Genomic DNA, 10,865 nt, shown 5'->3' on the forward strand with positions numbered 1-10,865 from the left:
TCAACGCCATGGAAACGGTGCTTGAGGTACGAGGGGCCCGGCACGACTACGGTGCCACGCGGGCGTTGGACGGCGTCGATCTCGACGTCGGCGCGGGGGAGTGCGTGGCGTTGCTCGGGCCGAACGGCGCGGGCAAGACGACGCTGGTCAACCAGGTGATCGGGCTGCTGCCCGCCAAGGCCGGTTCGGTGCGGGTGTGCGGTGGGGATCCACGGGTCGCCGCGACCCGGCGGCACCTCGGGGTGGTGCAGCAGTCGCTCGGGTTCCCGAACACGCTGAAGGTGTCCGAGCTGGTCACGGGGGCCGCGGTGCGGGCGGGCAAGCCCCGTTCCGCCGCCGGGCCGGTGCTGGCCGAACTGGACCTCGTCGACCTGGCGGGGCGGCGCGCGACGAAGCTCTCCGGCGGTCAGAAGCAACGGCTGCAGCTCGCGATGGCACTGGTCGCCGACCCGGCGCTGCTGGTGCTCGACGAACCGACCGTCGGCCTGGACGTGCCGGCGCGCAAGCGGTTCTGGCAGATCCTCGCCGAACGACGGGAGCGCGGCACCGGCGTGCTGCTCACCACGCACCTCATCGAGGAGTCGTCGGCCGTCGCCGACCGCGTGGTCGTGCTGGGCCGCGGCCGCGTGATGGCCGAGGGCACGCCGGACGAGCTGGTCGCGAGGCTGCCGGACCGCACGGTCATCGCCCGGACGGGGCTGGGCTTGGAGCAGCTCCAAGCACTGCCGGGGGTCGTGTCGCTGAGCGACGACGGCGACCACGTCCGGCTCGGCACGCGGGCACCGGAGGCGTTGCTGCGGGTGCTGCTGGCGCAGGACCCCGGACTCACCGACCTGCGGGTCGAGGGTGCCGGACTGGAAGAGGCAGTGGCGGGTCTGATCGAGAGGGGTGCGGCGTGAACGCGCAGGTTTCCGGGCAGATCTCCTTGGGGAAGGTCTTCGGTGTCGAGGTCTCGGACGAGCTGAGGGGTATCGTCCGCGAACCCGCCGCCCTGTTCTTCTCGGTGCTCATGCCGGTGGGGTTCTTCGCGCTCTTCGTGTCGCTGTTCGGGAAGTTCAGCGAGGGTGGGATGTCCGCCGGCACCACGATGATCGCCACGTTCGGCGCGTTCGGCGTGATCTCGGTGGTGCTGATGAACCCCGGTCTCGGCGTCGCGGCCGACCGGGACCGCGGCTGGCTGCGGGCGAAGCAGGTGTCGGCGGTGCCGATCAGCGTGACGCTCGTGGCGAAGGTGGTCGCGGCATTGCCCTACGCGGCCGGGGTGCTGATCGCGATGACGGCGACGGCGGCCGTCAGCGGTGCGTTGACCGCGCCGTTGCCCGCGTTGCTGCGGGTGCTGGTCGTGCTGGTCGCCGGCGCGCTGCCGTTCGCGATGCTGAGCCTCGCGATCGGGTTCCAGGTGGGGCCGGGTGCCGGTGCCGCCGTGCTCAACGCGCTGCTCATCCCGACGTCCGTCGTGTCCGGACTGTGGATGCCGCTGGAGATCATGCCGGCGTTCTTCCGCGACGTGGCCGTGTTCCTGCCGAACTACCACCTGGCCGAGCTGGCCCGTGCGCAGCTGACCGGCGGTCCCGTGCTCTCGCACGTGCTCTACCTGATCGGCTTCGCGATCGTGGCCTCGGTGCTCGCGGCCGTGTCGTATCGTCATGCCCGGTCATGAGAAAAAACGTGGGGGTCACCCGCTGGTTTCACCTGATCTACCTCGGGAACCTGTTGTGGGCGCCGGTGTTCGACCCGGAGACGAGCTGGGCCGGCTGGGCGCTCGTCGCCTTCGTCGTGGTGGCCTTCGTGCCGCTGTACGTGCTGTCGTGGCGGCGGCCTGAGCTCGTCCGGCACTGGTGCCTGATCCCGACGGTCGTGCTCGGTGCCCTCGCGACCCCGTTCAACGCCGGTGCCGCCGTGCTCTTCGTCTACGCGGGGGTGTTCGCGGGCCTGTCGGAGTCGCGGCGGGTCGCGATGCGGTGGTTCGTCGGCCTGTCCGCCCTGATCTGCGTGTTCGGCGTGGTGTCCGTGGTGGAGATGCCGTACCGGGTCTGGGCGCTGCTGCCGTCGCTGGTCTTCCTGTGGGTGGTCGGCCTGGTGCAGGTCGAATGGGCGGAACGGGAGCGGGAGCGCTCCGAGCTGCGCATCCGCACCGCGCGGGTCGAGCACCTCGCGACGCTGGCCGAACGGGAGCGCATCGCCCGCGACCTGCACGACCTGCTCGGCCACACGCTCACCGCGATCATCCTGCGGGCGCAGCTGGTCAGCGCCGATCCCGCGCGGGCACAGGAGGAAGCGGCGGAGATCGAACGTACGGCCCGCGCGGCGCTGGGCGAGATCCGCGACGCCGTCACCGGGTGGCGCAGCGCGTCACTGGACACCGAGCTGGAGGCGGCGCGCACCGCGCTCGCGAGCCTCGGCGTCGAGGTGGTCGTGCGGCGCGATCCGGAGCTGACGATCGTCGGCTCGACCGAGCACGAACTGGCGCTCGCGCTGCGGGAGGCCGTGACCAACGTGGCCAGGCACGCGCGGGCCAGGACGTGCCACATCGGTGTCGAGGCCCGCGACGGCGAGCTGCGGCTGGTGATCGCCGACGACGGCATCGGCGGGCACGCGCCGGAGGGCAACGGGCTGACCGGCATGCGCGAACGGATCGCCGCGCTCGGCGGCCTGGTCGCGCGCACCGCCACGGCCGGCACCACCGTCACCATCGCCGTTCCGCTGAAGGTGGCCACGTGATCAGGATCGTGCTGGCGGAGGACCAGGCGATGGTGCGCGGCGCGTTCGCCCAGCTGCTCGACCTGCAGCCCGACGTCACGGTCGTCGCGACCGCGGGGGACGGCGACGAAGCCCTTGCGGCCGTGGCGGAACACCGGCCCGACGTGTTGCTGACCGACATCGAGATGCCCGGCCGCACGGGGCTGGACGTCGCCCACGAACTGAGCTCCCGAGGCGACCCGACACGAGTCCTGATCATCACGACGTTCGCCCGCAGCGGGTACCTGCGGCGCGCGATGGACGCAGGCGTCGCGGGGTACGTGCTGAAGGACGCGCCGATCGCCGACCTGGTCTCGGCGCTGCGTCGCGTGCACGCCGGCGAACGCGTCGTCGCCGCCGAACTCGCGATGGCCGCGTGGGACAGCGCCGATCCGTTGACACCGCGCGAACGCGAGCTGCTGCAGGAGGTCACGACCGGCGCGAGCAACGCCGACATCGCGGCCCGGCTCAACCTCGCCGAGGGCACGGTCCGCAACTACCTGTCGACCGCGATGGCGAAACTGGGCGCGCGCAACCGTTCCGAGGCGGCGAACACCGCCCGCGAACGCGGCTGGCTCTAGTTCTTGCGCTGCACCATCTCGTTGATCCAGATCGGGGCGAACGGTGACGTGCAGCCCGCCGGCGTCGGGTAGTCCTTGAGGACCTCCAGCCGTTCGCCGATCTCGATCGCACGGGCCCGCAGCGACGGGTGCTCGATCCCGATCTGCGCCAGGCAGTGGTTCATCGCCCACTGCAGCCGCTCCGGGGCGTCCTTCAGGTCCTTCTCGATGACGTCGAGCAGACCGTCGAGGTCCAGGCCCTCCGGCTGCTTCGCCACCCGGTCGACGGTCAGCGCCCAGCCCGCGCTCGCGACCACCGGGTCCGGGTCGTCGAACCACAGCACGCGCAGTTCCTCGGTGTGCGGGCCCTTCTTCACGACGTAGTTCACCAGCCAGTCGTGCACCTTGGGGCGCTTGGCCTCGCGCAGCATGGTGTCGAGCTGGTCGCGCGAGAACGCCTTGGGGCGGCAGATCAGCAGCGCCAGCAGCCGGGCCGCGGTGTCGCCCGTCGCCCACAGTTCGAGCGAGAGGTCCTGCTGGGTCTTGAGACGCTTCGCGATCGCGCGGAGCTTGCCGAGGTTCACGCCGTGGTCGTCGCCGTGCTTCTCGTTGATCGCGCGCGCCCTGGGGTCGTCGAGCGCGGCCAGTTCGGCCATCAGCCCGGTCACCGTCTCCGCCACCGCTCGACCTCCCGTTCGCCACCGGTGCCCGACAGCCTACGAGCCGCAACGCCTCAATCGCTCAGCGCCGCCACCACCGGGCACTGGTCCTGGACGCCGTTCTCCGCGACGTCCAGCAACGCCAGTCGCACCCGGTCGAGGTCACGCAGCCGTTCCTCGATCTCGGCGACCTTGCCGGTGATCACGTCACCCACGTCGGGCGTCGTGGAGGCGGAGAGGAGCTGCTCGACCTCGGTGAGGGTGAAGCCGAGCCGTGCCGCGCGGCGGATGAACTTCAGCCGCTTCAACGCATCCCGGTCGTAGTGGCGGTAGCCGCCGTGGGTGCGGGCGGTGGGTACGACGAGGCCGCGGCGCTCGTAGAACCGCACGGTGCTGATGCCCACCCCGGCGGCGCGGGCCAGTTCGGATATGCGCACCACCGGACGCTACCTCCGCACCAGCGCGCGCAGCTGGGCCGCGCCCCAGAACAGCTCCAGCACCAGGAAACCCGCGAGCGCCGGCGTGTGCCCGTTCCACAACGCCCACGCGAACCAGAGGCTGAACAGCGCACGCCCGGCGGTGTCGGCGGCGATCAGCAACGGTTCGGGGCGCAGCCAGCGGACGATCGACCACATCACCACGACCGTGCCGAACAGCGTCGAGAACAGGAGCGTCTCCTTGGTGTGGGGCGTGCCGAGGAGGTCCAGCACCAGCGCGCCGGTCCAGGGCGTGACGAACGCGATGCTCGCCACGAGGTCGTACAGTGCGCCGGCTTTGCCCCAGCGGGCCACGTGATCTTGGGTCATGCCGCTCACGATGCGCCCTGCACCGTGGTGCAAGGTCAAGTCCGTCCCCACTACCGTTGCGAGTGGTTGTCGAACCGAAGGAGTCGCGTGACCGGCCAGATCGTCCGCCACGCCGACCAGATCGAGGCCGTGCGCGTGCGGTTCGCGGCCGTGCACCGGGCCAGCGCGGTCGTCGTCGGCGACGAGACCGTGTACGGGCGGCTGTGCCGGTGGATCATCCACCCCGTCCTGGAGAAGCACGCCCGGCAGGACGAGCTGGTCTCCTACGTCGAGGAGAACCTGCGTCTGATCGTGGCCGGGTTGTACGACCTCTACGGCGTGCGGCCGCCTCGTCCCGACCCCGTGCGGGAGGCCGCTGTTCTGTCGCTGGTCGCGCCGGTCGAGGACTCGGCGCGGGCGGCGATGGAGCTGATCGGGCCGTTGCGGGACGTGCTGGACGAGCTCACCGGGCTGCCGGACGTCGTCGCCGCACATGCGATGACCTGGTACAACATCGCGGCCGAGCAACAGGACATGGCCGACGAGCTCGAGGACTTCCTCGACCACGACGTCCCCGAGTGGAGCGGCGCCGGGGAGCATCTGAGGTTGATGGGCCACAACATCGACGCGATCCGCGGACTCAGTTCGGTGTCGGCGGCGTTCGGGGAGATCATCGAGAGCGTCGGGGTGCTGGTCGCACAGACCCGGCGGCTCGTGCGGGAGCTCGTGATCAGCCTGGCCGTGGCGCCGACGGAAGCGACGCTGTGGCGGCTGGCGTGCCGGATCGCGGTGTACGGGGTGGCGCTCAACGCCACCCTCACGCACCTTCAGGACAGGCTCAGCGATTAGGCCGCTCGTTGCGCGCGGCGGCGGGCGATCTGCGGCAGGAACCACATGTAGACGCCCGTTCCCATGAGGACGAACAACGGCAGCAGCGGCACGTACGACACCCACACCACCGAGTTGTCCACGGTCAGCGCGACGGCCGTGAACACGACGGTGGCCATGAAGACCATGCTCACCACGCGGTGGAACTGACGGATTCCCTTGCTGCTGGCCATTTTCGCTGTCCTCCCGGTTGCTGGTGAGGACAACGGTAGGAGCGTCGGCTCAGCCGCGCTTCTCGATTCCTGACCGGACGATCGCACGGGCTTCCTGGGGGGTGAGGTTGCCGGTCAGGGTCAGGCTCGCGAGCCCCAGCGCCAGGGCGAGGAGCTCCTTCGCCGCGTCGCCGACCAGTGCCGTCAGCAGGGCGATCAGTTCGTCGTAGCCCTGGCGGAGTCGCCCGGCCAGCTCCGGGTTCGTGAGGGCGTGCGTCTCGAACGCCTGCGCGACGCGGAACAGCCGACGGTCGTCGTCGGTCGCGGGGATGAGTTCGGTCAGCAGTGCTTCGGCCGGTGACGACTCGGAGAGCCGGGCCTGGACGCGAGCGGTGCCGCGGTCGTTGATCGCGGTGAACGCGGCCGTGAGCAGGTCGTCCTTGCTGGGGAAGTAGTGCTGGACGCGGCCCACGGACACACCCGCCTGCTCGGCCACGCGGCGGATGCTGACCTGATGGGTGCCCTCGGTGTCGACGATCGCGAACACCGCCTCCAGGATCGTGCCGCGCCGTTCGTCGTGGGCGGCACCCCTGCCTCGTGCAGGCTTCACTCGGCTCCCTCTTTTCGAGACGTTCGCATTGATTTGACCACATGCCGGATCGCGGCTACCGTCGAGCATCAAACCAATACGTTCGTATTCATCAGGGGGAGCTGTGGAGCTGATCGCGCTGGTGTTGCTCGTGCAGGGTGGCGGCGGGTTGATCAACAACCTGACCGGCGGTTCGAAGAGCTGGTTCGCGTTGAACTACGTGGAGATGCCGGACGCACTGCGCGTCACGGCGTACGCGGTGATGGCGCTGCTGGGCCTGGTTCTCGTGGTCCGCAGGTTCGGCTGGGACTGGTTGAAGAGCTAGTGGTGCGCCATGCCGTGCCCGGTGCCGGTGGGTCGTGGCGAGGAGACCTCAGCACTGCGGACGCCTGCGCTCGCCGCTAATTGGGGGCTCTGTACCCATGTGAGCCGGGCCCCCTACCGGGAAGACTCCCTCATCTGGCCGGCGGCGCTGGACTCGGTGGGGTGTGCAGCGCCGCCGGCACTCGTGCCGGAAACTTTCTTGGCGCGAGATGTCGATACCGGGCATCTCCCGTTCGACGCACTGATGACAGCAAGCGCGAACACCGAGGAGAACCAGATGCGCACCTTGATCGCCACCGCCTTCGTCTCCCTCGACGGCGTCGTCGAGGCACCCGGCGGCGAACCCGGTCACCGCAGCGCCGGCTGGACCTTCAAGGACATCGAGTTCGACGAGGCCGCCTACGAGATCAAGGGCCGTGAGCAGGAAGAAGCCGCGGCCATGATGATGGGCCGGGTCAGCTACGAGGCGTTCGCCCCGGTGTGGCCGACGCTCGACTACTTCCCGCAGTACAACGCGATGCCGAAGTACGTCGTGTCCAGCACGCTGAAGGAGGACCAGCTGGTCGACAACTGGGGCGACATCACGATCCTGCGGTCGCTGGACGACGTCGCCGCGCTCAAGGAGACCGAGGGCGGCCCGATCTCGCTGCACGGCAGCGCGACGCTGAACCGCAACCTGTCCGACGCGGGCCTGATCGACCGCTACCACCTGCTGGTGTTCCCGGTGCTGCTCGGCGCGGGCAAGCGGCTGTTCAGCGAGTCCGACAAGGACAAGCAGATGCTCAAGGTCGTGGAGAGCGAGTCGTACTCGAACGGCATCCAGAAGCTGGTCTACGACGTCGTGCGCTGACGTACCAGTTCGGACAGCCGGATCCACGCCGGCGAGTAGTCCTGCACGTGCGCGCCGAGCAGTGACTTCTCGTCGGCGGACAGCACCTCGTGCACGGTCTGCGCCGCCTCCTGCCGCAGCCGGGCCGCCATGACGTCGGCCAGGCCGCGCAGGCGCGGGTCGGCCGGGTCCCAGTCGTGGGCCTAGTCGTAGGTGACGTAGAACTGGCGGAAGTCCGGATCCGCCAGCTGCTCCCGCTTCTGCGCGATCCACGTCGGCGCCTGGTCCGGGTAGGCGGCGGCGAGCACGATCCAGCCGTCGCGTTCGAAGCGCACGCCGCGTTCGCTGACGCCCAGAGCCCGCAGCCGGTCCAGGTAGTCGGTGATCTCGGCGGACAGGAACATCCGGTCGCCCGCCCGCAACGCCGCCACACCGGCCTTGCGGTGCTCCAACTCCTCGATCTGCCGGGTCAGGTCCTGGCCGATCTCCTCGACGGCCGCCGCGAACTGCTCGGGGGTCGCCCTGATCAACTCATGCACTCGGGTCAGCGGCACGCCGGCCGCGGTCAGGGTCCTGATGCGGATCAGGTCGACCACGGCCTGCGCGGGGTAGCGCCGGTAGCCCGAGGCGTCGCGTTCGGGTTCGGGCAGCAGACCGGTCTGGTGGTAGTGGCGCACCGCCCGCACCGTGACCCCGACGTACTCGGCCAGTCGCTTGATCGTCAGCACCCCGTCATTCTGGGGCTTGACCTTGACGGTGCGTCAGCCTTCGAGCATTGCCGTCATGTTCACGAACTGGCATCGCCCACTCCTGGTCAACACCGTTCTCATGCTCGGACTCGCGCTGGTCGCCGCGTTCGGGATCCTCCTCGACGACCGGGAACTCCTCGGTGAGCCGATCTGGCTGAAACCGCTGAAGTTCGGCCTCGCGTTCGCCCTCTACTCCGGCACCCTCTCGTGGTTGCTGAGCACGTTCACGAGAGCACGCAGGTTCGGCTCCTGGATGGGGACGGCGTTCGCGATCGCCGCGTTCGCCGAGGTCGCGGCCATCACGACGCAGGCGGCCCGCGGCACGTTCAGCCACTTCAACACCTCGACCGACTCGATCACCCTGCTCGCCACGCAGGTCTTCACCAACGGCGTGGCGGTGTTGTTCCTCGTGCAACTGGCGATCGTGGCGCTGGCGCTGCTGCAACGGGACGGCGACCGCGGGCTGAAGCGGGCGGTGCGCGCCGGCCTCGCGATGGCGACGTACGGCATGGTCGTACCGGTGTACTTCCTGGCCACCGAGGTCCACCAGCGCACGGTCGCCGACGCCAACGGCCGGGAGATCGTGATGTACCAGGGACACGGAGTCGGAGAGGCCGGCGACTTCCGGGTGCCGCACTTCGTCGGGCTGCACGCGGTCCAGGTGCTGCTGGTGGTGTTCTTCGCGCTGCGGCGGAGGGACGAGGGCAGGCGAGCGCGGCTGATCACCGTCGCCGCGCTCGGCTACGCAGGACTGCTGGCCTTCATGACGTGGCAGACCGGCAGCGGTCACGCCCTGCTCCCGTGGTGATCAGGTGCTGGGACGAGTCACGTGCACTCGCGCACCGCTGCCACGACTCCGGCGAACGAGTCGACCAGCCAGGTCGGGTTCGCGCTGAGCAGCTGGTCGACGCTGTGCACGCCGTAGGTCACGCCGACGGACGACATCCCGGCACCGTGCGCCATGTGGATGTCGTGGGTGGTGTCGCCGACCATGACCGCGTTCGCCGGTGCCACGCCGAGCTTGCGCAGCACGAGGAGGCCGGACTCCGGGTCGGGCTTGGGTTTGGAGACCTGGTCCGCGCCGACGACGACGGAGAACTCCTCGCGCAGACCGGCCGCGGTGAGCAACGCCTCGGCGTTCACGATGAACTTGCTCGTCGCGACGGCGAGCCGGAAACCGTCCTCCCGCAACGCCTGCAGCCCGTCGTACACACCGGGGAACACCAGCTGCGTCGCCATCGGCAGCACGATCTTGCGGAACGTCGACTGGTAGACCTCGACGCACCGGGCGACCACCGGTTCGTCCTCTGGCAGCCCGAGCACCTTCGCGAACGCCGAGGGCAGCGGCAGCCCGATCGTGCCGCGAATGGTCGGAGAGTCCACTGTGGGCAGATCAAGCTGGGCGAACACCGCGGCGAACGTCGTGACGATCCCGCGCGGGGAGTCGACCAGCGTGCCGTCCAGATCGAAGATCGCGCAACGGTTCACGAGGAGAACTCCTTCGCGTGGGCGGCGGCGAGCTCCCCGGCGACCTCGGCGGTGTTGATCAGCACCGCCATCGTCGCCTTCGCGGAACGCCCCTCCGTCGCGCGGTCGACGGCACGCTCGAGGTACTTCGTTCCCGCGGCGAGCACGGATGTGATCACGGACTCGATCTCGGCGCTGTCGATGGCGTCCGCGGGCTTGGTCGGTGTGGTGACGAGGAACGAGCCAGGGTTGCCGAGCGCCCAGTGGCTCTCGATCGCCCGGGCGAGCATGGCCGGGTCGTCGAGGCGGTGCGGCGCGCGCAGTCCGCTGGACACGCAGTAGAACGCGGGGAAGTCGTCCGACCGGTAGGCGACGACCGGAACGCCGTGCGTCTCCAGGAACTCCAGGGTGAGGCCGAGGTCGAGGGTGCTCCTGGCGCCCGCACAGACCACCGCGACCTTCGAGCGGGTGAACTGGACGAGATCCGGCGAGACGCGGCGCGCGTCGCGGTGCACACCGCCGATCGCGGCCGCGGACAGGAACTTCAGTCCCGCCAGCTCGGCCGCGATCAAGGAGGACGTGACGGTCGTCGCGCCCATCGTCCCGCGGGCCAGCACGACCGGAAGATCCCGGCTGCCGACCCGCGGAACACCTGGTGTGGAAGCGAATCGCTCGATGTCGGTCTCCGAGAGGCCGACGAGGATCCGGCCCTTGTCGATGCCGATCGTGGCGGGCACCGACCCGCTCGCCCGCACCGCGTCCTCGACCAGGCGCGCGGTCTCGGCGCTGTCCGGGCCGGACCTGAGCACGCCCGACTCCAGTGCCACGACGGGTTGCCCCGCCGTGATCGCCTCGGCCACTTCCTCGCCGTACACCAGGGGAATGTTCATCGGCACCTCAGTAGCTCGGGGTCTTGCGCAGGAACTCCTTGCGTTCCAAGATCTCCGGCGCGTAGACCTGGTCCTGCCACGCCTGCGGGTCGACCGGTTCCACGGCGATCGACACGACGCCCTCGTCGCAGCCGAACGCCCGTGTCACCGCCTCGGTGATGGCCGAGACCAGCTCGGACGTCTGCTCCTCGTTGAGCGGTGCAGGGAAGTGCTTGATGTTCACGTGCGGCACTG

The 10,865-nt window shown here is 69.8% G+C and carries 18 protein-coding genes; 8 read left to right on the plus strand and 10 right to left on the minus strand.

Going from position 1 to position 10,865, the window contains the following annotated elements:
• Window positions 1-8 precede the first annotated feature (8 nt).
• The 4 genes from ACIRG5_RS26650 to ACIRG5_RS26665 are packed head-to-tail and all read left to right on the plus strand — an operon-like array spanning window position 9 to window position 3,320.
• On the plus strand, window positions 9-899 hold the full coding sequence (locus ACIRG5_RS26650; RefSeq protein ID WP_402909142.1) for an ABC transporter ATP-binding protein: 891 nt from the start codon (window positions 9-11) through the stop codon (window positions 897-899).
• A complete protein-coding gene (locus ACIRG5_RS26655; RefSeq protein WP_402909145.1) occupies window positions 896-1,660 on the plus strand; it encodes an ABC transporter permease in 765 nt (254 codons plus the stop codon). Before ACIRG5_RS26650 ends, ACIRG5_RS26655 begins: the two co-directional genes overlap by 4 nt.
• Entirely contained in the window at window positions 1,657-2,721 is a 1,065-nt protein-coding gene (locus tag ACIRG5_RS26660) for a sensor histidine kinase (protein WP_402909148.1), read from the plus strand. The genes ACIRG5_RS26655 and ACIRG5_RS26660 overlap by 4 nt, the downstream gene beginning before the upstream one ends.
• Window positions 2,718-3,320 (plus strand): response regulator, encoded by a 603-nt coding sequence (locus tag ACIRG5_RS26665; protein ID WP_402909151.1) that lies wholly within the window; start codon window positions 2,718-2,720, stop codon window positions 3,318-3,320. The genes ACIRG5_RS26660 and ACIRG5_RS26665 overlap by 4 nt, the downstream gene beginning before the upstream one ends.
• On the opposite strand, the gene ACIRG5_RS26670 is transcribed toward ACIRG5_RS26665, so the two are convergent.
• The 3 genes from ACIRG5_RS26670 to ACIRG5_RS26680 form a co-directional block, all read right to left on the minus strand.
• Complete coding sequence (locus ACIRG5_RS26670; protein ID WP_402909927.1) at window positions 3,317-3,955, minus strand: DNA alkylation repair protein; 639 nt, start codon at window positions 3,953-3,955, stop codon at window positions 3,317-3,319. The two genes, ACIRG5_RS26665 and ACIRG5_RS26670, sit on opposite strands and share 4 nt — an antisense overlap.
• Window positions 3,956-4,032: 77 nt before the next feature.
• Window positions 4,033-4,395 carry a MerR family transcriptional regulator gene (locus ACIRG5_RS26675; RefSeq protein WP_402909154.1) on the minus strand — a complete coding sequence of 121 codons (363 nt, stop codon included), beginning with the start codon at window positions 4,393-4,395 and terminating at the stop codon, window positions 4,033-4,035.
• Between the two features lie 9 nt (window positions 4,396-4,404).
• Entirely contained in the window at window positions 4,405-4,764 is a 360-nt protein-coding gene (locus ACIRG5_RS26680; protein ID WP_402909156.1) for a hypothetical protein, read from the minus strand.
• An 87-nt stretch (window positions 4,765-4,851) separates the two neighbouring features.
• On the opposite strand from ACIRG5_RS26680, the gene ACIRG5_RS26685 reads away from it, so the two are divergent.
• Complete coding sequence (locus ACIRG5_RS26685; RefSeq protein WP_402909158.1) at window positions 4,852-5,592, plus strand: hypothetical protein; 741 nt, start codon at window positions 4,852-4,854, stop codon at window positions 5,590-5,592.
• Here ACIRG5_RS26685 and ACIRG5_RS26690 read toward each other — a convergent pair.
• Both ACIRG5_RS26690 and ACIRG5_RS26695 read right to left on the minus strand, forming a co-directional pair.
• A complete protein-coding gene (locus tag ACIRG5_RS26690) occupies window positions 5,589-5,804 on the minus strand; it encodes a hypothetical protein (RefSeq protein ID WP_401036631.1) in 216 nt (71 codons plus the stop codon). The genes ACIRG5_RS26685 and ACIRG5_RS26690 overlap by 4 nt on opposite strands.
• A 49-nt stretch (window positions 5,805-5,853) precedes the next feature.
• Window positions 5,854-6,393 (minus strand): TetR/AcrR family transcriptional regulator, encoded by a 540-nt coding sequence (locus ACIRG5_RS26695; protein ID WP_402909161.1) that lies wholly within the window; start codon window positions 6,391-6,393, stop codon window positions 5,854-5,856.
• Between the two features lie 103 nt (window positions 6,394-6,496).
• On the opposite strand from ACIRG5_RS26695, the gene ACIRG5_RS26700 reads away from it, so the two are divergent.
• Together ACIRG5_RS26700 and ACIRG5_RS26705 are read left to right on the plus strand one after the other, a co-directional pair.
• The gene (locus ACIRG5_RS26700) at window positions 6,497-6,697 is read left to right on the plus strand and encodes a hypothetical protein (protein WP_330270737.1); all 201 of its coding nucleotides are present in this window, start codon (window positions 6,497-6,499) and stop codon (window positions 6,695-6,697) included.
• Between the two features lie 276 nt (window positions 6,698-6,973).
• Window positions 6,974-7,546, plus strand: coding sequence for a dihydrofolate reductase family protein (locus tag ACIRG5_RS26705; RefSeq protein WP_402909164.1), 573 nt, complete (start codon window positions 6,974-6,976; stop codon window positions 7,544-7,546).
• Here the strand turns inward: ACIRG5_RS26705 and ACIRG5_RS26710 are convergent.
• Both ACIRG5_RS26710 and ACIRG5_RS26715 read right to left on the minus strand, forming a co-directional pair.
• Complete coding sequence (locus tag ACIRG5_RS26710; protein ID WP_402909167.1) at window positions 7,528-7,677, minus strand: hypothetical protein; 150 nt, start codon at window positions 7,675-7,677, stop codon at window positions 7,528-7,530. The two genes, ACIRG5_RS26705 and ACIRG5_RS26710, sit on opposite strands and share 19 nt — an antisense overlap.
• 51 nt (window positions 7,678-7,728) lie before the next feature.
• Window positions 7,729-8,253 (minus strand): MerR family transcriptional regulator, encoded by a 525-nt coding sequence (locus ACIRG5_RS26715; protein ID WP_402909170.1) that lies wholly within the window; start codon window positions 8,251-8,253, stop codon window positions 7,729-7,731.
• Between the two features lie 55 nt (window positions 8,254-8,308).
• Between ACIRG5_RS26715 and ACIRG5_RS26720 the strand changes: the two genes are divergently transcribed.
• The gene (locus tag ACIRG5_RS26720) at window positions 8,309-9,082 is read left to right on the plus strand and encodes a hypothetical protein (protein ID WP_402909172.1); all 774 of its coding nucleotides are present in this window, start codon (window positions 8,309-8,311) and stop codon (window positions 9,080-9,082) included.
• Window positions 9,083-9,099: 17 nt separating this feature from the next.
• Here ACIRG5_RS26720 and ACIRG5_RS26725 read toward each other — a convergent pair whose 3' ends face one another.
• From ACIRG5_RS26725 to ACIRG5_RS26735, 3 genes are read right to left on the minus strand one after another with little or no spacing between them, the layout of a single operon-like run.
• Window positions 9,100-9,762 carry an HAD family hydrolase gene (locus ACIRG5_RS26725; RefSeq protein WP_402909175.1) on the minus strand — a complete coding sequence of 221 codons (663 nt, stop codon included), beginning with the start codon at window positions 9,760-9,762 and terminating at the stop codon, window positions 9,100-9,102.
• Window positions 9,759-10,631 carry a pseudouridine-5'-phosphate glycosidase gene (locus tag ACIRG5_RS26730; RefSeq protein WP_402909178.1) on the minus strand — a complete coding sequence of 291 codons (873 nt, stop codon included), beginning with the start codon at window positions 10,629-10,631 and terminating at the stop codon, window positions 9,759-9,761. The genes ACIRG5_RS26725 and ACIRG5_RS26730 overlap by 4 nt, the downstream gene beginning before the upstream one ends.
• Window positions 10,632-10,638: 7 nt before the next feature.
• A complete protein-coding gene (locus tag ACIRG5_RS26735; RefSeq protein WP_330270732.1) occupies window positions 10,639-10,863 on the minus strand; it encodes a tautomerase family protein in 225 nt (74 codons plus the stop codon).
• Window positions 10,864-10,865: the final 2 nt, after the last annotated feature.

This window comes from Lentzea sp. NPDC102401 (genome assembly GCF_044765805.1).
In the GTDB taxonomy this organism is placed as follows: Bacteria; Actinomycetota; Actinomycetes; order Mycobacteriales; family Pseudonocardiaceae; genus Lentzea; species Lentzea sokolovensis.

Coding starts and splice junctions, on each gene's coding strand:
- ACIRG5_RS26650 (WP_402909142.1), top strand. CDS start 9: ATGGAAACGGTGCTTGAGGTACGAGGGGCCCGGCACGACTACGGTGCC.
- ACIRG5_RS26660 (WP_402909148.1), top strand. CDS start 1,657: ATGAGAAAAAACGTGGGGGTCACCCGCTGGTTTCACCTGATCTACCTC.
- ACIRG5_RS26670 (WP_402909927.1), bottom strand. CDS start 3,955: ATGGCCGAACTGGCCGCGCTCGACGACCCCAGGGCGCGCGCGATCAAC.
- ACIRG5_RS26680 (WP_402909156.1), bottom strand. CDS start 4,764: ATGACCCAAGATCACGTGGCCCGCTGGGGCAAAGCCGGCGCACTGTAC.
- ACIRG5_RS26690 (WP_401036631.1), bottom strand. CDS start 5,804: ATGGCCAGCAGCAAGGGAATCCGTCAGTTCCACCGCGTGGTGAGCATG.
- ACIRG5_RS26705 (WP_402909164.1), top strand. CDS start 6,974: ATGCGCACCTTGATCGCCACCGCCTTCGTCTCCCTCGACGGCGTCGTC.
- ACIRG5_RS26710 (WP_402909167.1), bottom strand. CDS start 7,677: ATGGCGGCCCGGCTGCGGCAGGAGGCGGCGCAGACCGTGCACGAGGTG.
- ACIRG5_RS26720 (WP_402909172.1), top strand. CDS start 8,309: ATGTTCACGAACTGGCATCGCCCACTCCTGGTCAACACCGTTCTCATG.
- ACIRG5_RS26730 (WP_402909178.1), bottom strand. CDS start 10,631: ATGAACATTCCCCTGGTGTACGGCGAGGAAGTGGCCGAGGCGATCACG.